16 protein-coding genes are annotated in these 20,768 nt (G+C 73.8%); 10 read left to right on the top strand and 6 right to left on the bottom strand.

The genetic code is table 11. The annotated features are described in order from the left end of the window. Positions 1 to 108: 108 nt before the first annotated feature. The gene (locus ABZU91_RS17865; protein WP_355241193.1) at positions 109 to 2,847 is read right to left on the bottom strand and encodes a cellulose binding domain-containing protein; all 2,739 of its coding nucleotides are present in this window, start codon (positions 2,845 to 2,847) and stop codon (positions 109 to 111) included. A gap of 418 nt (positions 2,848 to 3,265) precedes the next feature. Between ABZU91_RS17865 and ABZU91_RS17860 the strand changes: the two genes are divergently transcribed. Genes ABZU91_RS17860 through ABZU91_RS17850 form a run of 3 tightly spaced genes read left to right on the top strand, consistent with a single transcriptional unit; the run spans position 3,266 to position 5,055 of the window. Continuing rightward, positions 3,266 to 3,952: a BON domain-containing protein gene (locus ABZU91_RS17860; RefSeq protein WP_355241190.1), complete on the top strand. Its 687-nt coding sequence runs from the start codon at positions 3,266 to 3,268 to the stop codon at positions 3,950 to 3,952. Positions 3,953 to 4,012: 60 nt separating this feature from the next. Next, entirely contained in the window at positions 4,013 to 4,510 is a 498-nt protein-coding gene (locus tag ABZU91_RS17855) for a redoxin domain-containing protein (RefSeq protein WP_355241187.1), read from the top strand. Next, positions 4,507 to 5,055, top strand: a complete 549-nt coding sequence (locus ABZU91_RS17850) for a thioredoxin domain-containing protein (RefSeq protein ID WP_355241184.1) — start codon at positions 4,507 to 4,509, stop codon at positions 5,053 to 5,055. The genes ABZU91_RS17855 and ABZU91_RS17850 overlap by 4 nt, the downstream gene beginning before the upstream one ends. Positions 5,056 to 5,090: 35 nt before the next feature. On the opposite strand, the gene ABZU91_RS17845 is transcribed toward ABZU91_RS17850, so the two are convergent. Next, positions 5,091 to 7,883 carry a LuxR C-terminal-related transcriptional regulator gene (locus ABZU91_RS17845; RefSeq protein ID WP_355241181.1) on the bottom strand — a complete coding sequence of 931 codons (2,793 nt, stop codon included), beginning with the start codon at positions 7,881 to 7,883 and terminating at the stop codon, positions 5,091 to 5,093. 136 nt (positions 7,884 to 8,019) lie between these two features. Here ABZU91_RS17845 and ABZU91_RS17840 point away from each other — a divergent pair, with 136 nt between their 5' ends. The 5 genes from ABZU91_RS17840 (at position 8,020) to serS (ending at position 13,368) form a co-directional block, all read left to right on the top strand. Then, positions 8,020 to 8,466, top strand: a complete 447-nt coding sequence (locus ABZU91_RS17840; RefSeq protein WP_355241178.1) for a hypothetical protein — start codon at positions 8,020 to 8,022, stop codon at positions 8,464 to 8,466. Next, positions 8,463 to 9,605: an alcohol dehydrogenase catalytic domain-containing protein gene (locus tag ABZU91_RS17835; RefSeq protein WP_355241176.1), complete on the top strand. Its 1,143-nt coding sequence runs from the start codon at positions 8,463 to 8,465 to the stop codon at positions 9,603 to 9,605. Before ABZU91_RS17840 ends, ABZU91_RS17835 begins: the two co-directional genes overlap by 4 nt. A 51-nt stretch (positions 9,606 to 9,656) precedes the next feature. Beyond that, positions 9,657 to 10,862, top strand: a complete 1,206-nt coding sequence (locus ABZU91_RS17830; protein WP_355241174.1) for a saccharopine dehydrogenase NADP-binding domain-containing protein — start codon at positions 9,657 to 9,659, stop codon at positions 10,860 to 10,862. Positions 10,863 to 10,887: 25 nt separating this feature from the next. After that, positions 10,888 to 11,988 carry a MerR family transcriptional regulator gene (locus ABZU91_RS17825; RefSeq protein ID WP_355241171.1) on the top strand — a complete coding sequence of 367 codons (1,101 nt, stop codon included), beginning with the start codon at positions 10,888 to 10,890 and terminating at the stop codon, positions 11,986 to 11,988. Positions 11,989 to 12,084: 96 nt separating this feature from the next. Next, positions 12,085 to 13,368: a serine--tRNA ligase gene (serS, locus tag ABZU91_RS17820; RefSeq protein WP_355241168.1), complete on the top strand. Its 1,284-nt coding sequence runs from the start codon at positions 12,085 to 12,087 to the stop codon at positions 13,366 to 13,368. A gap of 35 nt (positions 13,369 to 13,403) precedes the next feature. Here serS and ABZU91_RS17815 read toward each other — a convergent pair whose 3' ends face one another. Genes ABZU91_RS17815 through ABZU91_RS17800 form a run of 4 tightly spaced genes read right to left on the bottom strand, consistent with a single transcriptional unit; the run spans position 13,404 to position 18,053 of the window. Next, on the bottom strand, positions 13,404 to 14,318 hold the full coding sequence (locus ABZU91_RS17815) for a cytochrome c biogenesis protein CcdA (RefSeq protein ID WP_355241165.1): 915 nt from the start codon (positions 14,316 to 14,318) through the stop codon (positions 13,404 to 13,406). Further along, a complete protein-coding gene (locus ABZU91_RS17810) occupies positions 14,315 to 14,908 on the bottom strand; it encodes a thioredoxin-like domain-containing protein (protein WP_355241162.1) in 594 nt (197 codons plus the stop codon). Before ABZU91_RS17810 ends, ABZU91_RS17815 begins: the two co-directional genes overlap by 4 nt. Positions 14,909 to 14,949: 41 nt before the next feature. Further along, entirely contained in the window at positions 14,950 to 16,413 is a 1,464-nt protein-coding gene (locus tag ABZU91_RS17805; protein ID WP_355241160.1) for an NADH-ubiquinone oxidoreductase-F iron-sulfur binding region domain-containing protein, read from the bottom strand. Next, positions 16,413 to 18,053 carry a hypothetical protein gene (locus tag ABZU91_RS17800; protein WP_355241157.1) on the bottom strand — a complete coding sequence of 547 codons (1,641 nt, stop codon included), beginning with the start codon at positions 18,051 to 18,053 and terminating at the stop codon, positions 16,413 to 16,415. Before ABZU91_RS17800 ends, ABZU91_RS17805 begins: the two co-directional genes overlap by 1 nt. Before the next feature lie 278 nt (positions 18,054 to 18,331). On the opposite strand from ABZU91_RS17800, the gene ABZU91_RS17795 reads away from it, so the two are divergent. Continuing rightward, positions 18,332 to 19,777 carry an alpha-amylase family protein gene (locus tag ABZU91_RS17795; RefSeq protein WP_355241154.1) on the top strand — a complete coding sequence of 482 codons (1,446 nt, stop codon included), beginning with the start codon at positions 18,332 to 18,334 and terminating at the stop codon, positions 19,775 to 19,777. A 76-nt stretch (positions 19,778 to 19,853) separates the two neighbouring features. Beyond that, a complete protein-coding gene (locus ABZU91_RS17790; RefSeq protein ID WP_355241151.1) occupies positions 19,854 to 20,762 on the top strand; it encodes a L,D-transpeptidase in 909 nt (302 codons plus the stop codon). Positions 20,763 to 20,768 lie beyond the last annotated feature (6 nt).

Below are 20,768 nucleotides of genomic sequence, written 5' to 3'. Positions count from 1 at the left end.
CGGTGCTGGGCCGGTGGCTTGTGCCCGGTCCGCCGGGGTGCCGGACCCCTCAGGCAGCCCCGGCGGACCGGTGTTCTCGGGTGGCCCGGACGACGCCGGGCCACCGGGTCAGCGACTCGTGCAGGTCACCGCCGTCGGCGGCGAGTTGGTGCCGGTCCAGGAGGCGAGGAAGCCGATGGTGGTGCTGGCCCCGGCGCCGAGCGCGCCGTTCCAGCCGCTGTCCACGACCGAGACGACCGCCCCGTTCTGGGTGTGGGTGCCGCCCCACAGTTGGCTGATGCGCTGGCCGTTGGGGAAGGTCCAGGCAAGCGTCCAGCCGGCGATGGGCCTGGTGCCGGGGTTGCTGACCACCACTTCGGCCTGGAATCCACCCGACCAGGAGCCGGTGACCCGGTAGGTCGCCGCGCAGCCACCGACCGGGGGCGGCGTGGTCGTCGGGGGCGGCGTAGTGGGGGGCGGCGTGGTCGGAGGCGGCGTGGTCGGAGGCGGCGTGGTGGGGGGCGGCGTGGTGGGGGGCGGCGTGGTGGGGGGCGGGGTCGTCGGTGTGCCGCCGGTGCGGTCGGCGACCAGGATGCCGCGACCGTTGGTGCCCAGGTAGACACGGCCGTAGACCCGGGGGTCGCCGGTGAGCGCCTCGGTCGGGTTGCCGTACTGGTGGCGGTCGTCGTTGATGCGTACCCACGTCGTGCCGCCGTCGTCGGAGCGGTGCACGCCGGGTTGGCCGTCCACGGTGCCGTAGAGGAAGACGGCGGGGTTCGTCCGCCCGGGGGCCGCCTTGCCGAAGCCGACGTTGCCGGAGGCGCTGACGCCGCCCAGCTTGGTGAAGCTGGCACCGGAGTCGGTGGACCGCCAGAGTCCACCCGGGCCGGCCAGCCACAACTCGCCCGAGCGACCGGGCAGCGCCTTGAACCGCACGTCGGAGGTGGGCAGGCCGGTCGCCGCCGTCGCGGTGAAGGTCGCACCGCCGTTGGTGCTCAGGTAGAACCGCCCGCCGCTGAAGCCGTAGAACCGGTTGGGGTCGACGCGATCGGACTCGATTGTCGCGTTCGCCGGGATGCCGCTGGACGCCGCCCACGAGTTGCCGAAGCCGACCGAGTAGACCACCCGCTGGCCCACGTCGCCGGGCGACCAGACGAAACGGCCGCCGTCGGCGGCCGCGGCGACCGTGCCGCCGGCGTTGACACCGGACGGCTCGGTGCCCTGGAACCAGGTGGCCCCGCCGTCGGTGGAGAACGCGACGTGGCTGTCGTTGGGCCGGTCGGAGTCGGTGAAGCTACCGGCGCGGACCAGTGTGGCCGGCTTGCTCTCGGCGTAGTCCAGGCTCGTGGTGCTGGTAAAGACCGGCTGGGTGAACAGCATCGACGGGATGGTGTCCAGATCGACGTGCCGGAAGCCGCCGACGTCGCCGAGCGCGCTGATCAGCGGCGCGCCGCTGGGCGGGCTGACGAGGTCGAGGACGGCGGTCTCCTCCAGGCCGCGGACCATCGGCCGGATCGTGAACTGACCACCGGTGTCCCACTTGGTGAGGTCGGTGGTGCCGTAGATGGTGGCGCCGGTGCCGTACATCATCCGGTTGGAGTCGTGCGGGTCGATCTCCACCGACTCGTTCATCCAGCCCAGCTTGGGCGTCTCCTCCGGTGGCGCCGGGTTGGTGCCGAAGGTCAGCCAGGGCACCGAGCTGATGTCCATCGTGTAGCGCTTGGACCGCTGCGGGTAGCTGGTGAAGTCCCAGATACGGGTCCAGCTCGCGCCACCGTCGGTGCTGCGGAAGAAGATCGCGTCCGGCCACCAGGAGACCTGGGTGGCCACCATCAGCGTGTTGGGGTGCTGCCGGTCGATGGTCAGGCCGCTGTAGCCGAAGTAGTCGTCGCCGCTGGTGGAGGGGATCGGGCTGATCCGCGTCCAGGCCCCGGTCGACCGGGTGAACTTCCAGACGTCGCCCTTGCCGCCGTCGTACGGGCCGCCGGTGTCGCTGGTGGCGATGTAGAGGTGGCCGCCGACCGGGTCGACGACGCCCTTGTGCGCCAGGTAGCCGGTGGGTTGCCCGGGTATGCGCGACCAGGTGACACCGCCGTCGGTGCTGCGGTAGACCGGGTTGTCCTTGTCGGCCACACCCACGTAGATCGTCTGCGTGGTGGCGCCGGCGGTGCCGGTGCTCTTGTCGAAGCTGACCCAGGTGAGGCCCTGGTTCTGCCCGTTGTAGCCGTTCGGGTCGCTGGGGTCGGCCCGGTAGTTGCCGGCGTTGGGGAAGGCCGTGACCCGGGCCCAGGTCGCCCCGTAGTCGGTGCTGCGCCACAGCCCGTTGCCGCCCTCGGCACCGTAGTAGAGGGTGCTGTTCCGATTGGGGTCGACGGCCAACCGCTCGCCCATGCCCCGGCCCGGCATGTTGCCGCCGTTCTTGAACGGCAACTCGGTGACCTGCCAGGTGGCGCCCTTGTCGGTCGAGCGCAGGATCGCGCCGTTGTTCGGGTCCCAGCCGTTGGTGTACATGCCGACCGCCGCGTACACCCGGTTGGTCTGCACCGGGTCGGTGGCGATGCTGACCACGCCGTTGTAACCCCAGCGGTCCGCGCCGACCCAGTCGAGCAGGGGCGTCCAGGACTGGCTGGACTGCTCCCAGCGGTAGGCCCCGCCGATGTCGGTGCGGGCGTAGATCAGGTTCTTCTCGGTGGGGTTGAAGACGATGCCGGGCACGAAGCCACCGCCGCCGACCGGGACGTTGCGCCAGGTGTACGCCTCGGCGGCTGCCGGAGCCGGCACCGAGCCCGCGGCGGTGATCGGGACCGCCACGACGGCCGTGGCGACGGCCAACGCCGACACGACCGCACCGGCCAGTGATCTGGGCATCTGCGTTCCTCTCGGGGGTGGGGACCCGGGAGTCGGGATCGACCGGGGATGGCGTCGCGGCCCGGGGGACGAGCACGGCGACGCGGGGACGGGTCGATCGGAAGGTGACGCGTCGTGGCCCGGGGGACGGACGACGACGCAGGGAACGGATCGGAGCTTGCCCTGGCTCCAACCACCCGACGCGAGGCTCCCGCGATCGAGGAACGCACTCACCCTAACCGATTCGACGCCGCTATGGAAGCGCTCCCATCGCTGCCCGCCGACACCCGCCTCGGGCAGGTCCGCGCGGGCCCGTCGCCCGCACCGGGTGAGGGCGGGTCACCCGCACGACCGGCAGGATCGGACCTCGGCGGGCCCACTGGCCACGGCCCTCATCCCGGGTCGCCAGGAAGGGCACGCGAGCGCAAGGGAGGGACAGATGGCCATCGCGACGATCGCACGTACCGACCAGGACATCCAGTCCGCCGTCCTCGACGAGTTGACCTGGGAACCCCGGGTGCAGCCGCACGAGATCGGCGTGACCGTCGCCGAGGGCGTCGTCACGCTGACCGGACGGGTGGACAGCTACGCCAAGAAGTGGGCCGGGGAACGCGCCACGCACCGCGTCACCGGGGTCCGGGCGGTCGCCAACGACCTGACCGTGCAGTTGACCGGCAGCGACGAGCGTGCCGACCCGGACCTGGCCGCCGCGGCCGGCAACGCCCTGGAGTGGGACGCGTTCGTGCCCATCGAGAAGCTCGACGTCACCGTCTCTGCCGGGTGGGTGACGCTGCACGGTGAGGTCGAGTGGGAGTACCAGCGGCGGGCCGCCGAACGGGCGGTCTGCCGGCTGACCGGCGTCCGTGGTGTCAGCAACGGCATCACCGTCCAGCCGAACGCGACGCCGGACGGGGTGAACCTGGCCGAGAAGATCGTGGACGCGCTGGCCCGGGCCGGGGCAACCGAGGCGGAGCGGGTCACCGTCCGGGTGCACGGCGACACCGCGGTGCTCGCCGGACTGGTGCACTCCATGCCCGAACGGGCCGAGGTCGAGCAGGTGGCCTGGTCCGCGCCGGGCATCCGGGAGGTCCAGAACCACATCGCGGTCGCGCCGGTCCTGCGCTGAGCGCGGTACCACCCGGGACGGGTGAGCCGGCCTCACCCGCCCCGGGGACAGGCTGGGGGCATGAGTGATCCGAACGGGCTGATCCAACCCGGGCGTCCCGCGCCCGACTTCACCCTGGCGAGCACTCCGGACGGGCGCCGGACCGGGCCCGAGCAGTTCCGGGGTCGCCCGGTCGTCCTCGTCTTCTACCCCGCCGACTGGAGCCCCGTCTGCGGGGACCAGATGTCGCTCTACCAGGCGGCGGCACCGGTGTTCGAGCAGTACCAGGCGATGGTGCTCGGCATCTCGGTGGACAGCATCTGGTCGCACCGGGCGTTCGCCGAGAACCAGGGCATCACCTTCCCGCTGCTGTCCGACTTCGAGCCCAAGGGCGAGGTGGCGCGCCGGTACGGCGCGTACGCCCCGCAGGGCGAGGCGGCCCGCGCGCTTGTGGTGCTCGACCAGGCCGGAACGGTGGCGTGGAGCTACCTCTCCCCGATGGACGTCAACCCGGGCGCGGACGGGATCTTCGACGCGCTCGACAACCTCGATCGAGAGCGGAAGGTGATGGCCCGATGACCACCCCACTTCAGGTCACCGCCCGGCTGCGGGAACCGGTGACCGTCGAGGACCATGTCCGCGGGCCGTCCAACGCGCCGGTGACGATCATCGAGTACGGCGACTTCCAGTGCCGGTTCTGCGGTGCCGCCTACCCGAACCTGCACGAGTTGCTGCGCCAGCGCGCCGACACGGTACGCCTGGTCTACCGCTACTTCCCCATCGCCAACGTCCACCCGTACGCCGAGCGGGCCGCGGAGACGGCGGAGGCGGCCGCGGCGCGGGGGAAGTTCTGGGAGATGCACGACTGGCTGTACGAGCACCAGGACCAGTTGGACCCCGTGCACCTCTCGCTCGGCGTCGAGCAGCTCGGGCTGCCGACGGACGAGGTGAACGGCGAGGTGGAGCGCCGGACGTACGCCGACCGGGTGCGCCGCGACTTCGTCGGCGGAATCCGCAGCGGGGTCAACGGCACGCCGACCCTCTTCGTCAACGACGTCCGGCACGACGGCGGGTACGACCTGCCCGACCTGCTGGCCGCCGTGGACGCGGCGGCGAACGCCTGATCCGCGTCGGCTGGTCCGGGCGGCGGTCCCGCCGTTCAGATCAGCCGCAGCTCGCGCGCCCGCCGGACCGCCTCACGCCGGCGGGTCGCGCCGAGTTTGCGGTAGATGTTGCGCACGTGCGTCTTGACCGTGTTGACCGACAGCGACAGCTCACTGGCGATCTCCACGTTGGACAGGATGCTCTGCAGGTAGCGCAGGATGGTCAGCTCGCGCTCGGTGAGCGGCTCGTCGAGCAGGCCGACCGGCACGACCGCCGGGCGGGGCGTGCTCTCCTCGACGCCCCGGACCAGGTCGCTGACCAGTGGGAAGTGCGCGGTGCCCGCGTCGAGACGGGCGGCCAGCAGGTCCCGCACCGACGGTTCGGCCCGGGTGAACGCCCGACGGCAGCCCTGCGGGCCGGCCAGGTCCAGCACCTGCTCCAGGACGCGGCCGGCCCGGCGTACGTCTCCGGCCCGCTCGGCGAGCACCGCCTCCAGCAGGCCGGCGTCCAGGCGTACCGGCAGGGGCCAGGCGGTGGCCGGCGACGCCTGCCAGTCCGGCAGGGCCCGCCCGGCGGCGCCGAGGTCGCCGGCCCGCAGCGACAGCCGGGACAGGGCCACGTCGAGCGCCGGGGTGCCGGCGTCGCCGGTCGCACCGGCCAGCAGGGCCCGGGCGCCGTCCAGGTCGCCCCGCTCGGCCCGGGTCTCGGCCTCGGCCGCCCGGAGCAGGCTCGACAGTTCGGTGGCGGCCGGCTCGTGGGGTAGGGCCTCCCGGGCGCGGACGAGCAGCCGCTGGGCGGCCGCCGGGTCGCCCGAGTCCCGGTCGAGAGCGGCACGGCAGAGCGCGAAGACGGCCACGGCCACCGGCTCGCCGACCGCCTCCGGCAGGTCGGGCACGCCGAATGCCGGGCCGGCGAGCGCGAGGTTCGCGGCGGCCTCCTCGGGCTGGTCGCGGTGCAGGGCCACCACCGCCAGCGCGAGGTACGCGTAGCCGCAGTCGAGGCGGCAGGACCAGCCCCGCCAGGGCGGCATGCCCAGCGCGTCGCGGGCCGCCTGCTCGGCGGAGCGGAGGTCGCCGCGGACGGCGAGCAGCAGCGCGGCGCGGCTGGCGGCGACCAGCTCGGTACGCGGTCGGCCCGCCTCCCGGGCGGCCGCCCGGACCCGGACGAACCGTGTGTCGGGCAGCCCACCGCCGGACATCTCGACCAGACCCAGCGCGGTCCCGGTGAACGCCCGCAGGTCGGCGTCCTCGACCGTCGACGCCCCAGTCGACGCGCCAGTCGGCGACCCGCCCGCCGGGTCGACCGACGGGCCGACCGGTGAGCCGGACGGCGGCGCGGCGGTTGCGCGGGTACGCAGCAGCCGGGCGGCGGCGGCCCGGGCCTGCGGCAGGTCGCCGACGAGCCGGGCGAGGGTCAGCTCCAACGCGGTGGCCAACCGCAGGAACCGGTCCCGTCGCGGCACCGGCAGCGCGTCCGCGTACCCGGCGGCGGTGCGCAGGTGGGCGGCGGCGGCGCCCAGGTCACCGGCGTAGGCCCGCTCGGCGGCACTGGCCAACGCCACCTCCGGATCGGCGGCGACCGCGTCCGGAGGCGGGGACGGCGGCGGCGGACCGTCGACCGGATCGTGGTCGTAGCGGGTCAGCTCCGGCCAGTGCGCGACGAACAGGTCGGCGGCCAGGTCCCAGCGCCCGGCGGCGAGGGCGTGCCGCAGCCCGTCGGCCGGTCGCTCCGCGTCGGCGTACCAGTCGGACGCCCGCGCGTGCAGCTCCCGCACCTCGTCGTCGGGCAATCGGGCCAGCTCGGCGCGGAGCAGGTCGGCGAGCAGGGGGTCGCAGCGGTACCAGGGCGGGCGGCTGTCCTCCCGGCGCAGCAGGCCACCGGCCCCGGCCAGGTCGGCAAGCGCCTGCCCGGCATCGGCGCGGCCGGTCAACGCCTCGGCCAGGTCGGCGCAGACGGTCTCGGCGAGGGCGGTGCGGCGCAGCAGGTCCCGGTCGGCCGGGTCCATCGCGGCCAGCACCTCCTCGTGCAGATAGCCGGCGATCTCCGGTTGGTCGCCGCCGAACTGCCCCACCCAGCGCTCCGGGTCGGGCTGCCCCCGCAAGGCCAGCGCCGCGATCCGCAGCGCGGCCGGCCAGCCTCCGGTGCGGTCGCGCAGCCGGCGTACCGCCTCGGTCGGCAGCGGCGCGCCGTGCGCGGTGAGCAGGTCGGCCACCTCGTCGTCGGTGAAGGCCAGGTCGTCCGGGCCGATCTCGGTGAGTTCACCGGCGAGGCGAAGCCGGTGCAGGGCCAGCGGCAGGCCGGCCCGAGCACCGACCACCAGCCGCAGCCGCTGCTCGGAGTGCCGCAGCAGGAACTCCAGCCCGCTCAGTGCGGCCGGGTCGGTGATCCGGTGCAGGTCGTCCAGGACCAGCAGCACGGGCCGCGGCGCTGCGGCGAGCCCGGCCGCCAGCAGTTCCAGCTGGTCGGGGCGCGGCGGGCCGGTGGGCAGCGGCGTGACCAGGTCGTCGTCCGCCGCGCCGGTGGCCGTGCGCAGCGCCGCCGCCAGGTACGCCCAGAGCCGGTCGCCGTCGTCGCCGGCCTCCACCGAGACCCACGCCGGCGCGGACGCGTACTCGGGTTCGGTCAGCCGCACCCAGGAGGCGAGCAGCGTGGTCTTGCCCCACCCGGCGGGTGCGGCGACCAGGGTGACCGGCCCCGCGCCGCCCTCGTCGAGGCGGCGCAGCAGGCGGGGTCGGGCCACCACCGGTTCGGGCGGCACCGTCGGCGTCAGCCGGGACGAGAGCAGGGGCTGCTCGCCCCGTCGCCCCACCGCCGTGCCGACCCGCGCGTGATCCTGCTGTTCCGGCACCCGGCCCCACCCCCGCCGCCGCGTTCCACCCCCGGTCGGCGAGCGGTTACCCGGAGCGGACCGGTTCACCCCTTCCGGGCGAGCCCGCTTCACCCGGACCCGCGCGACGATCGGAAGACGTGGACCGGGAGGACGGATGGGACGCAGGAGACGGCTGATGCGGGCGGGCTCGGCGCTCGGCGGCGGCGCGCGGGCCGGGGCGGCACGGCTTCTGCGCGTACCCCGACGGGGTGGCCGGACCGGCGCGGACCAGGACCCCACCACGGCCGGGTGGGAGGTGGTGACCGTGGATCGGCCTCCGGAGCAGGTGCTTCCCGGCGGCCGGTGGCCGGAGCCGCTGCGCCACCTGGACGGCGTGGTGGAGGTGCGGGTGCGGCAGGCCCCGGGTGACCGGGGCACCGAGCTCGCCGCCCGTCCACTGCCCCGTGCCACCGCGGCGGCCGGGCTCGCCGCCCACCTGGTCGGCGACGATCCGCGAATGCTGGTCCGACGGACCCTGCGCCAGGTCAAGCAGCGCGTGGAGGCCGGTGAGGTGCTGCGCGCGGACCGCTCGGCGGTGGACCGCCCGAGGGTCCGCGGATGAGGGCGCTGTGCTGGGTGGCCGCCGACGAGCTGGCGGTACGCGAGGTGCCCGACCCGGAGTTGCGCAACGAGCGGGACGTCATCGTGCGCGTCCGTCGCAGCGCCACCTGTGGCGGCGACCTGCCGCTGCTGGCGGGACGGGACCCGCTGCTGAGCGCCGGTGACGTGCTGGGGGCGGAGTTCGTGGGCGAGGTGGTCGAGGTCGGGCCGGCGATCCGGGGGCACCGGGTCGGCGACCGGGTGGTGGTCGGCGCGAGCGTCGCGTGCGGCGGCTGCTGGCAGTGCCGCCGAGGCCGGCACTCGTGCTGCGACAACGCCGGCGTCGACGTGGCGAGCGTCGATCCGGGCTGGGGCCGTTCGGACGCCGGCTGCTTCGGACGGCCCCGGGCGGCGGGCGGCTTCGCCGGCGGGCACGCGGAGTACGTGCGGGTGCCGTACGCCGACGTGGGCGCGTTCCGGGTGCCGGACGCGGTCGACGACGACCGGGCGCTGTTCGCCGCCGACGCCGCGCCGACCGGCTGGCTGGCGGCCGAGCTGGGCGAGGTAAGGCCCGGCGACGTGGTGGCGGTCTGGGGCGCCGGGGCGGTCGGCCAGTTGACCGCCCAAGCCGCCGTGCTGCGCGGCGCGGCCCGGGTGCTCGTCGTCGACAGGCACGAGGAACGGCTGCGGATGGCCGAGCGGCACGCCGGGGCGGAGCCGCTGGACTACCGCCGCACCGACGTGGCGGCGGAGCTGTGCGAACGCAGCGGTGGACGGGGCCCGGACGTGTGCGTGGTCGCGGTCGGCCCGCCACGGCCCCGCTCGGTCGCCGATCGGTTCACCGGTGCCGACCGTCCGCACGCGGTGCGCGAGGCGGTGCACGCCTGCCGCAAGGACGGCGTGGTGGTGGTGCTCGGTGGGACCGGCGGGTTCGTCGACGCGTTCGACCTGGGCGCGGTCACCGACCGGCGGCTCACGGTGCGCGGGGCGCGCCGGCCGGACCTGCGGGACGTACCGACGCTGCTGCACCGGATGGCCCGCGACGAGCTGCGGACCGAACACCTGGCCACCCACCGGCTCCCCCTTGCGGACGGCCCACGGGGGTACGCGCTGTTCGCCGACCGCGCCGACGGATGCGTGCGGGCCGTGTTCACGCCATGACCGGCCTCAGCGGGATCGGCGCTGGGCGATGACGGGTGGCAGACTCGGGCGATGACGGGCGAGCGTACGTACGACGTGGTGCTGTTCGGCGCGACCGGCTTCACCGGCGGGCTGACGGCGGAATACCTGGCCCGGCACGCGCCGCCCGGTCTGCGCTGGGCGCTGGCCGGCCGTGACCCCGGCCGCCTCGCCGGCGTGCGCGACCGGCTCGCCGCGATCGACCCCACGCTTGTCGACCTGCCGCTGCTGCACGCCGACGTGACCGACGCCGACTCGCTGCGCGTGGTGGCGCAGAGCGCGCGGGTGGTCGCCAGCACCGTCGGGCCGTACGTCCACCACGGGGAGCCGCTGGTCGGGGCCTGCGCCCGGGCCGGCACCGACTACCTGGACATCACCGGCGAGCCGGAGTTCGTCGACCTGATGTACGTCCGCCACCACGCCGAGGCGACCCGCACGGGTGCTCGGCTGGTGCACGCCTGCGGGTTCGACTCCGTCCCGCACGACCTGGGCGTCTGGTTCACCGTCAAGCACCTGCCGGCCGGCGAACCGATCACCGTGGACGGTTACGTGCGAGCCGGCGCCCGCTTCTCCGGTGGCACCTACCACTCCGCGCTCACGGCATTCGCCCGGACCGGGGAGGCCAGCCGGGCCGCCCGAGCCCGTCGGGCGGTCGAGCCGCGCCCCACCGACCGCCGGGTGCGCGCGGTGCCCGGCCGGCTGGCCCGCAGCGCGGAGCTGGGCATCTGGACCGTGCCGCTGCCGACCATCGACCCCCAGGTCGTCCGCCGGTCGGCTGCGGCCCGCCCGGAGTACGGCCCGGACTTCCGCTACCGGCACTTCGCCGCGCTGAAGCGGCTGCCGACGGTGCTCGTCGGCGCGGTGGGGCTCGGCGCGCTGATCGGCCTGGTGAAGGTGCCGCCGACCCGGCGGTGGCTGCTCGGGCGGCTCACCTCCGGGCAGGGGCCCACCGCGCAGCAACGGGCGTCGTCCTGGTTCCGGGTCCGGTTCGTCGGCGTCGGCGGCGGGCAGCGCGTGGTCACCGAGGTCGCGGGCGGCGACCCGGGCTACGACGAGACGGCGAAGATGCTCGCCGAGTCGGCCCTGTGCCTGGCGCTCGACGACCTGCCGCCGACCGCCGGCCAGCTCACCCCGGTCAGCGCGATGGGGGACGCCCTGCTCGACCGGCTGGTCCGCGCCGGGCTCACCTTCCGGGTGCTCAAGCGGGACGGGACGGCCCCGGCGCACCCGGCCGCTTGACCCTCGACCAGGTCGAGGGGGCAGGATGCCCGACGTGGTGAGCGACCTGCACAGCATCGGCGAGTTGGCCCGGGCCAGCGGCCTGACCGTCAGCGCGCTGCGCTTCTACGACTCGGCGGGCGTGCTGACGCCGGCCCTGGTCGACCCGGTGACCGGCTACCGCTGGTACACCGACGAGCAGATCGCCCCGGCCCGGCTGGTCGCGGGGCTGCGCCGGGTCGGGGTGCCGGTACCGGACATCGCCGCCGCCGTACGCGCCGAGCCGGCCGAGGTGCACCGGCTGCTCGACGCGCACCTGCGCCGACTGGCCGACGGGCTCGCCGACGCCCGCCGCGAGATCACGCGGCTGCGGACCCTGGTCGACCCGGTCCGAGGCGTGGTCACCACGCTGCTCCTCTCCCCCGCCGAGCTGGCCGCCGCGCTCGACGCGGTGCGCTTCGCCGTCGGCGTCGACCCGGAGATCCCGGCCCTGTCCGGGATGCTGCTCGACATCGAGCCGGAGGGCGTGCGGCTGGTCGCCACCGACCGGCACCGCCTCGCGCTGGCCCGGGCGGGAGCGGCCGTCGACGGGCCGCCCGCGCGGGTACTGGCGCCGGTGGACCTCGTCGACCGGCTGCGCCGGCTGCTGGACACCGACGACCGGCCGGTACGGCTGACCGTGGCCGGCACAGAGCTGCGGGTGACGGTGGCCGGCCGGACGCTCACGGGCACCGCCCTGCCGTACGACTTTCCGGACTACCGGCGGCTGCTGCGCGAGGCCGTCGGCGCGCGGCCGGCCGCGTACCGCATCCCGGTGGACGTGGCGGCCCTGCGCGCCGCGCTGCGCGACCCGGCCGCCCCCACGCTGGCCCGCGAGTACGCCGGCACGCCGCTGGCGATCTCCGTGCTGGGCCTCGACGACTCGGGTGACCTGCGACTGCTGCACCCCGCTGAGCTGACCGGCCTGGTGACTGGGCCGGAAGCCGGGCTGCGGTTCGGGGTGAACGGCGAGTACCTGCTCGACGCCCTGGACGCGGCCGGCGGCCCGCAACTGGTCCTGGAGCTGGACGGGCCGATCGCCCCGCTGGCCGTCCGACGCCCGGACGACGCGGACACCTACTCCGTGCTGATGCCGATCCGGCTGTAGAAACCGGTCGCGCTCCCCGTAGTCGGGTGGAAACGTGCGCGACGGTAACATCTGATGGTTCACCAGTGAACCCCGGACGGAGGCGTACGGAGCAGCATGCTCGACATGGAGTTGATCCGGAAGGATCGCGAGGCGGTGGCGACCGCGCTGGCGAAGCGACTGGATCCCGCCGAGGTCACCCGTTCCCTGGACGAGATCCAGCGATTCGATCAGGAACGCCGCTCCCTGATCACGGAGATCGACAATGAGCGGCAGCGCCGCAAGGCCGAGGCCCGGGCGTACGCGCAGGCGAAGCGCGCGGGCACCGAGCCGCAGGTCACCGCCCCCGAGGCGGAGCGCAAGCAGCTCGCCGAGCTGGAGTCCCAGTTGGACGAGGTGCAGGCCCGGCTGCGCGACGCGATGAGCGAGCTGCCGAACCTGCCCGCCGACGACATCCTCCCCGGCGGCAAGGAGGCCAACCGGGTCGTCAAGACCTTCGGTTCGCCCCCGGCGATCGAGAAGGTCCGCGACCACGTGGAGCTGTCCCGCGCGCTCGGTCTCGTCGACTACGAGCGCGGCGTCAAGCTCGGCGGCTCCGGCTTCTGGATCTACACGGGCGTCGGCGCGCGGCTGGAGTGGGCGCTGCTCAACTACTTCGTCGACCAGCACATCAAGGCCGGGTACGAGTTCCTGCTCCCGCCGCACCTCCTGCTGGACTCGGCCGGTTTCGCCGCCGGTCAGTTCCCCAAGTTCTACGACGACGTCTACCACCTGGACGCCGCCTCCGCCCCGCGCGGGCAGTTCCTGCTGCCCACGTCCGAGACGGCGATCCTGGGCGCGTACCAGGACGAGATCCTGGAGACCGCGAAGCTGCCGTTGAAGGCGTTCGCGTACACGCCGTGCTACCGCCGGGAGTCGGCCGGGTCGCACTCGGACGAGCGCGGCACCGTACGCGGGCACCAGTTCAACAAGGTGGAGATCTTCCAGTTCACCCTGCCGGAGCAGGCGGACGCGGCGTTGGAGGAGATGCTCGCCCACGCCGAGAGCCTGGTCGAGGGGCTGGGCCTGCACTACCAGCGCACGCTGCTGTCGGCAGGTGACGCCAGCGCGTCGATGAAGAAGACCCTCGACATCGAGGTGTGGATGCCGAGCACCGGCAAGTACAAGGAGGTCTCGTCGGTCTCCTGGGCCGGCGACTACCAGGCCCGCCGGGCGGCGATCCGCTACCGCGAGCCGGGCGGCAAGCAGACCCGCTTCGTGCACACCCTCAACGGCTCCGCCCTGGCCACGAGCCGCCTCTTCCCGGCCATCCTGGAGCAGAACCAGCAGTCCGACGGCAGCGTCCTGATCCCCAAGGTCCTGCAAGACCGCCTAGGCACCAACCGCCTAACCCCCCGCTAACCCCCACCCCACCCCACCCCACCCCCCACCCCACCTCACCCCGCCGATCTTGCACTTTCTGTCGTCTCGATGCCCCGATCCGCGTCTTTTGCGGCGACAGAAAGTGCAAGATCGCGGGCGGGACGGCGGGAGCGTGCGGTGCGGGCTGCCAGGAGCAGCAGCGCCGCCAGGGTGGCCAGGAGCACTGTTGGACCCAACTTGTCGACGGTGTCGGCCAGGGCATGCTGCACCTGCGAAGCTGCCTGGATGACCGGGTCTTCGAGGGCTTCGCGCCGGCCGGCGGCCAGCCGGAGCTCGTACCGGCCGTACCAGGCGACGTAGCCGCCGGCCAGCAGCAGCACCAGGCCGCTGAGCCGGGGCACCAGCGCACCGGCGACGCGCAACCGGGCCACCAGCGAGTCGCGCAGCAGCGCCACGCCGAGCGCGGCGACCGCGACCACCAGGCCCATCCCGAGGGCGTACGCGCCGAACAGGGCCAGCCCACGCCCGGTCGAGCCGGCCTGGAGGCTGGTCACCACGATGGCCAGGAACGGTGCGATGGCGCAGCCGAGCGAGGCCAGCGCGTACGCCGCACCGAACAGCGCCATCGACGGCCACGACCTGGTCAACCGGGGCGCGCGCGCCGTCCAGCCCGGTGCGGGCAGTCGCCGGCCGGCGAGCAGCCAGCAACCGGCCGTCACCAGCAGCAGCCCGAGCACCACGGTCAGCCACGGCAGCCGGGGCCGCAGCCAGCCGGCCAGCGGCGCGAGCGCCAGACCGAAGGCGCCGAAGACCACCACGTACCCCAGGGTCAGCCCGGCCGCCGCCGTGAGCGCGCGACCGACCGCGCCGCGGGCGTCCGTCGCCCCGGCGACAAGCAGCGAGAGGTACGCGGGCAGCAACGCGAAGCCGCACGGGTTGACCGCCCCGAGCATGCCGGCGGTCAGCGCGAGCAGCAGCGGGCCGGTCACGCCCCGGCCAGGGCGGCGACGCGGGCGGTGAGCGACTCACCGTCCAGGAAGCCCTGGTGGACGACCGTGCCGTCCCGGTCGAGGATCACGAAGACGCTCTGTTCGGTCACCTTGAACCGCTTCCAGAGCGCGCCCTTGCGATCGTCGATCTGGGGCATGTCGCCGAGCTCGAACTCGGTGACGAAGTTCTTCATGTCGCGCTGCTCGCCGAGTCCGGCGACACCGACGATCGGCACGGTGTCCCGGTACTTCGGCGCGATCTCGGCCACCGTCCAGGCCTGGCTGGCGCAGGTGGCGCACCAAGGCGCCCAGAACCAGAGCACCACCGGCCGGCCGGCCAGTCGCGTCGCGTCGAACGCGCTGCCGGCGAGGGTCGTGCCGGTGAAGCGCAGAGCGTCCGGAACCGGGGCCGGCGCGGCCGACGACGCCCCGGCCGAGGGGGTGGTCGAGAGGGTCGGGGAGCTGGTCGGAGTCGGCGTGGTCCCCGCGGCGGCGGCGTCGGGCGGCACCGTGCCGGTGCAGGATGCCGTGGCGAGCAGGGTGGCCACGAGCGCCCCCACGATGGCTGTCCGCCCGATCCGCTTGCGCATCCGCTGCTCCGTTCGACGGGTGTGGTGGTCGGTGCCTTTCGCTACTCGGCCTTCGCGAGGCGCAGGGCGAGTTCCGGGCAGACCTTGACGGCCTTGAGGGCGCCCTCGCGCAGCCAGGTCGGCACGGGCGTGGCCGGGAACGCCGGATAGCCGTTGCCGTCGAGCCGGATGAAGTCCGGCACCACGTGCGCGCAGAGCCCGTGCCCGTCGCAACGGGACCAGTCCAGGGTGAGCCTCTGCGGGTCGGGGTCGGGTGCGCCGGGCAGCCCCATGACGCCCTTGACCCGCCGGCCGCAGCCGTCGCCGGTGCTGTGCAGCCGCAACTCGTCGGCGAAGACCTCGATCGCGGAGAGTGCGAACCGGGCCGTACCGTCCGGGTGGCTGCACGCGCCCCGGCCCTTGACCTCGCCAGCGGCGGCCCGGACGACGTCGGCCGGTTGGCTGCCGGCGACGGCCAGGTCGACCGCGCGGGCCAGGTCCGGCAGGCCCATCTTGCACGGGCCGCACTGGCCGGCGGATTCCCCGGCCAGGTAACGCACCACCTGCGCGGCCTCACCGAGCGGGCAGGTGTCGACCCCGACCGGGATGATGATGCCCGCGCCGAGGGTGCCGCCTACCGCTGCCAGGCCCTTGCGGGAGACCTCGGCCTTCTCCGCCGCCTCGGCGGTGATCCACTTGCCGTGGTAGCCGCCCATCAGGATGCCCTGGACGTCCGGCACCTCGCACAGGTCGAGGACGTCACGCAGCGGCATGCCGGCGGTGCACTCCACCACGGCCGGACGGGCCGCCGCGCCGGTCACGGTGAGCAGCACGGTGCCCGGTTCGTCGTCGGTGCCGAGCGCCGCGTACTCGTACGGGCCGAGCCGCGCACCGACGGCGAGCTGGGCGAACGTCTCGGCGTTGGACAGCAGGGTCGGCAGCCCGCTGACCCCGGAGTCGCTGGAACGCTTCTTGGTGCCGGGCGGGATGTGCGGCAACCCGTTGATCCCGTTGACCAGGGCACCGCCCTCGCCGGAGATGAACCGGTGCGGCACGGTGACGATGGTGGTCGGCACCGGCATCCGGCGCTCGTCGAGCGCCTCCATCAGCGAGTCCCGGCCGACCCCGTCATCCGCCACGCCGATGACGATCTCGTCGGCGTCCAGCGCGTACGCGGCCAGCGCCGCGCCGTCGAGGATCAGGTGCGGAGCGCGGGTCAGCAGCACCTTGTCCTTCCAACTCGCCGGTTCTCCCTCGGTGGCGTTGACCACCACCACCGCGGCGAGGTCCTGTCGCTCGCAGGACTCGAGCACCGCGCGCAGCTTGCGGGCGAACGGGAAGCCCGCGCCACCCTTGCCCTTGAGCTGCATACCCTCGGCGAGCTGGAGGAGCTGCGCCGGCTCCATCGGGCCGATCGGGCCGTGCACCTCCTCGTGTGCGGCCAGGTCGAGTCGACCGAACTCGGCGAAGCCGGCGGTCAGCCGAGGCTCACCGACGCAGGCCACCGGAGGCACGGTCGTCCGCATCACTTCGCCTCACCCCGCAGCCCGGCCCAGTACGCCCCGTCCACGGCGTCCGCGCTGGCCTTGCGGCGCTTGGCGGAACGGCCCTCGCCGGCGGCCCGCCGGGCCCGCCGCGACGCCAGGTCGACGAGGGTCGGGGTGTCGTCGACGGGCGGCGGCACCTCCTCGGGGACGTACCGGGCCGGCGGGCGCCAGTAGTCGGGCTCCTCCGGGAGGTCGTCCTCGGCGCTGTGCCGGCCGCTGCCGCTGCGCGGCGCCGCCGAGATGGGACCACCGGAGATCGGGCCGGCGGAGACCGGGCCGGCGGAGATCGGCTCGGCGGAGACCGGACCGGCCGAGATCGGCTCGGCGGCCTGCCAGCGGCGCGGGCTGTCCCACGGCTCCTCGGGCTCGGCGAGGGTCCGTTGGGGCGGTGCCGAGTACCGGGCGTCCTCGTCCTCGGAACGGGACCGACGGCTGCTCCGCTCGGCCGCCGGCTCCTCGGCGCGACGGCGACGGGTCGGGGCGGTCTCCTCGTCCCGGTCGCGGCTGCGCGAGGCGCGCCGGCGGGTCGCCGTCGTCTCCATCTCTTCCTCGGCCGTGCGGCGCGCGGAGCGGCGGGTCGCCGTCGTCTCCATCTCTTCGCGACGGTCCTGCCGGGCGGCTTCCTCGTCCCGGCGACGCCGGCTGGGCCGGGTCGGCTCGACCAGCGAGCCGGGCTCGGGCACCACCGGAACGGTGAACCGCTCGGGGTCGCGCCGCCGTGGGCCGGCCGGGGCCGTCCAGGTGGCGGTGGTGGCCTCCGCCCAGGCCGGGCGCTTGTCCTCGCTGGTCTCGCGACGGCGGCCCAGGCCGGCCAGCAGCGAACGCCCGCGGCCCTCCTCGGTGCCCCGCCCGGCCAGCGCCGCATTGCGCACGGCGGCCTGGTGCTGCTCACGGCTGCGCCGACCGATGGTGACCGAGAGTCGGACCAGCAGCGCCAGCACGACCAACACGACGCACGCGAAATAGCTGAGGACCACCCAGGACGCGGCGGCCCGACCGGCGTTGAGGCCGTGCATGATCGCGAAGGGCCAGGCGAGGTACGCGGCGGAGTGCAGGGCCCGCCAGAGCCACTTGGGACCGACGCCGGCGAAGCGGGCCCGGATGATGCCGGTCCAGATCACGCTGACCATCAGCAGGGCGGCCACCGTGCCGAGGCCGACGTAGAGCCCCCGGCCACCGATGAACGGCACGAGCGAGTCGGTCGCCGCCGCCCGACCCGTGGCGATCTTCGTGAGGACGTGGAAGAACAGCCCGGCCACGCCCAGGACGCCGGTGGCGCGGTGCGCGGACTGCATCAGCACGCGGTGCGAGATGTTCAGCACCAGCCGGTCGGTGGCGACGAGACCCAGCATCACGGTGAGACTCAGCGACACCAGGGCGATCACCCCGGCGAAGAACTCGGTGAAGAAGAAGCCGTACGCGTACGCCATCTGCCCGGCGCCGGTCAGCATGGTCGCCGCCCAGAACGCGGCGAGCATCGACGCGATCAGCAACATGGTCGCTGAGCGGGACCGGGTCCGCACCCCCCGACTGCTGGTGCTGGTCCGGACCTCGGTGGCCTTCTGGTTCTGCTTTGCCCGGGCCATCTGCTCCTCGATCGTCTCGCGGCGGCGCACCACCGGCCGACCCCTGCTCCCCCATCCAGTACGGAACGGCGGGGCCGGCGGATCATCGGTGGGCGAAAAATTCTCGGCCGCGATCGAACCGAGTGGCACCGCGGTGCGTTGTGCACACCCCCTTCAGGTGACGCACAGTGGCGAATGTCCATGGATTGACAGTCCTTGCAACACGCTTGTAATCTTTCGGCAAATTTCAGCATGGGTTGCAAGATTCGAGCAGCCGATGCGTTCCCCCACCGCACCGCCACCCCCCACCCCCGCTCCCGTCAGGAGTCCCGATGCCCCGACGTCGACGCGGCTCGGCGATCCTCGCCCTCGGCCTGGTCGCCAGCCTGCTCGTCCCCCTCACCGCAACGGCGACCCCGGCCGCTGCCAGCCCGTCCGGCGCGAAGAAGGTCATCGTCCAGCTCTTCGAGTGGAACTGGCCGTCGGTGGCCAGCGAGTGCCAGAGCACCCTCGGCCCGAAGGGCTACGGCTACGTGCAGGTCTCGCCTCCGCAGGAGCACGTGCGGGGCAACCAGTGGTACATGGCGTACCAGCCGGTCAGCTACCGGATCGAGTCCCGCAAGGGCACCCGGGCCCAGTTCCAGTCGATGGTCGACACCTGCCACGCGGCCGGGGTCAAGGTGATCGTCGACGCCGTCGTCAACCACATGTCCGGCCAGGCCAACGGCGGCACCGGCTGGGCCGGCTCGTCGTACGGGCACTACGACTACCCGGGCATCTACCAGACCCAGGACTTCCACCACTGCGGGCGCAACGGCGGCGACGACATCGCCAACTACAACGACCGGTACGAGGTGCAGAACTGCGAGCTGGTCAACCTGTCCGACCTGAAGACCGAGTCGGACTACGTCCGTACCAAGATCGCGTCGTACCTCAACGACCTGCTGTCCCTCGGTGTGGACGGCTTCCGGCTCGACGCCAGCAAGCACATGCCGGCCGCCGACATCGCCGCCATCAGGGGCAAGCTCTCCCGCCCGGCGTACATCGTGCAGGAGGTCATCTACGGCGCCGGGGAACCGATCCAGCCGACCGAGTACACCGGCAACGGTGACGTGCACGAGTTCCGCTACGGCAAGGACCTGGCCCGGGTGTTCCGCTCCGAGCGCCTGGCCTACCTGAAGAACTTCGGCGAGGGCTGGGGTCACCTGCCCAGCGGCTCGGCGTCGGTGTTCGTCGACAACCACGACACCCAGCGCGACGGAGGCGGCGTGCTCACCTACGCCGACCGAGGCATCTACGCGCTCGCGAACGCCTTCATGCTGGCCTGGCCGTACGGGTCGCCGACGGTCATGTCCAGCTACACCTTCAGCAACCGCGACGCCGGGCCGCCCTCGGACGGCAGCAACAGGACGCTGAACACCACCTGCTACTCGGGCTGGGAATGCGAGCACCGCTGGCCGGTGATCGCCAACATGGTCGGCTTCCGCAACGCCACCGAGGGCGCCGGCGTGGCCAACTGGTACGACAACGGCAACAACCACATCGCGTTCAGTCGCAGCGGCAAGGGCTACCTCACAGTCAACGACGAGGACTCCGCGGTGAACGGCCGCTCGTACTCCACCGGGCTGCCCGCCGGCCGGTACTGCGACGTCGTCCACGGCACGTACGCGGGCGGCTCGTGCAGCGGGCCGGTGATCACCGTGGACGGTAGCGGCTGGTTCGCCGCGAACGTGCCGGCGCACGACGCGGTGGCCATCCACATCGGCGCACGGGTCTGACCGACCTCGGGACCTCCGGTTGGCGGGTATCGCCGAACCGGGGGTCCCGGGGCGTCCACCGCCATAGAGTGGTTTGGTGCCGTTTGACCGAATGTCCCCGTCCCGTCGCCGTGCCGGCTGGATCGCTGGCGCGGTCGCCGTACCCGTGCTGCTGGTCGTCGCGTTGCTGGTGGGGCAGGCTCTCACGCCACGCTCGACGGCCCCCGAGGGCCAGCAGGCGGCCGCCGATCCGACGCCGAGCAGCGTCGAGCAGAGTCCGGAGGAGTCGGTCCCCCCGGCCGCGCCCGCCCCGGCCGGGCTGCCGGTGCTCGACTACGACCCCGCGCCCAAGGGCTTTCCCGCCGATCCGGCCACCATGGACACCACCCCGCTGACCGAGGGCGTGCACCCGACCCGCCGGATCGCCGCGTACGACGCCCCGGGCGGCCGGCCGTTGGCGTTCGTCGAGCCGACGCTCGCCGGTGTCGAGTTGACCGTGCCGATCGCCCAACGGCAGGCCAGCTGGACGGCCGTCCTGCTGCCGTCGGCGAACCGGCGGCTCGCCTGGCTGCCACCGGGTGGGTTCGACACCGTCGCCCTGCGCGACCAGATCGTGGTGGAGCGCAGGACGCATCGGCTCACCTGGTACCGGGCCGGTAAGGCGGTGCGTTCCTGGGAGACGAGCCTCGGCCAGTCGGGGCAGGAGACGCCGCTCGGGCGGACCTTCATCCTGGGGCGCACCCCGCCGCCCGAGGAGGTCTACGGCGGGGTGGACATCTACGCCCTGGGCTCGGTGCCGGACGACCCGGAGGCGGTGCCGACGGGCCTCAAGGGCGCGCACATCGGTCTGCACACCTGGTACAACGACGACGACCTGGGTGAGAACACCACCAACGGCTGCATCCGGGTGACCCGCAGCGGTCAACGCGAACTGCTCGCCGAGGTCCGGCCCGGCAGCACCCTGGTGGTCGTCGACCAGCTCGCCACGCCACCGCCGACCGCCTGATCGGGC

The organism is Micromonospora sp. NPDC005174 (assembly GCF_040608495.1).
In the GTDB taxonomy this organism is placed as follows: domain Bacteria; phylum Actinomycetota; class Actinomycetes; order Mycobacteriales; family Micromonosporaceae; genus Micromonospora.
Note: the sequence above shows the minus strand (reverse complement) of the source record. Positions and strands in the feature narration are given on the sequence as shown.

Excerpts from the sequence above, each read along its gene's own strand:
- ABZU91_RS17825 (WP_355241171.1), top strand. The coding sequence starts at position 10,888 with ATGCCCGACGTGGTGAGCGACCTGCACAGCATCGGCGAGTTGGCCCGG.
- ABZU91_RS17795 (WP_355241154.1), top strand. The coding sequence starts at position 18,332 with ATGCCCCGACGTCGACGCGGCTCGGCGATCCTCGCCCTCGGCCTGGTC.
- serS (WP_355241168.1), top strand. The coding sequence starts at position 12,085 with ATGCTCGACATGGAGTTGATCCGGAAGGATCGCGAGGCGGTGGCGACC.
- ABZU91_RS17830 (WP_355241174.1), top strand. The coding sequence starts at position 9,657 with ATGACGGGCGAGCGTACGTACGACGTGGTGCTGTTCGGCGCGACCGGC.
- ABZU91_RS17865 (WP_355241193.1), bottom strand. The coding sequence starts at position 2,847 with ATGCCCAGATCACTGGCCGGTGCGGTCGTGTCGGCGTTGGCCGTCGCC.
- ABZU91_RS17855 (WP_355241187.1), top strand. The coding sequence starts at position 4,013 with ATGAGTGATCCGAACGGGCTGATCCAACCCGGGCGTCCCGCGCCCGAC.
- ABZU91_RS17860 (WP_355241190.1), top strand. The coding sequence starts at position 3,266 with ATGGCCATCGCGACGATCGCACGTACCGACCAGGACATCCAGTCCGCC.
- ABZU91_RS17850 (WP_355241184.1), top strand. The coding sequence starts at position 4,507 with ATGACCACCCCACTTCAGGTCACCGCCCGGCTGCGGGAACCGGTGACC.
- ABZU91_RS17835 (WP_355241176.1), top strand. The coding sequence starts at position 8,463 with ATGAGGGCGCTGTGCTGGGTGGCCGCCGACGAGCTGGCGGTACGCGAG.
- ABZU91_RS17805 (WP_355241160.1), bottom strand. The coding sequence starts at position 16,413 with ATGCGGACGACCGTGCCTCCGGTGGCCTGCGTCGGTGAGCCTCGGCTG.
- ABZU91_RS17840 (WP_355241178.1), top strand. The coding sequence starts at position 8,020 with ATGGGACGCAGGAGACGGCTGATGCGGGCGGGCTCGGCGCTCGGCGGC.
- ABZU91_RS17810 (WP_355241162.1), bottom strand. The coding sequence starts at position 14,908 with ATGCGCAAGCGGATCGGGCGGACAGCCATCGTGGGGGCGCTCGTGGCC.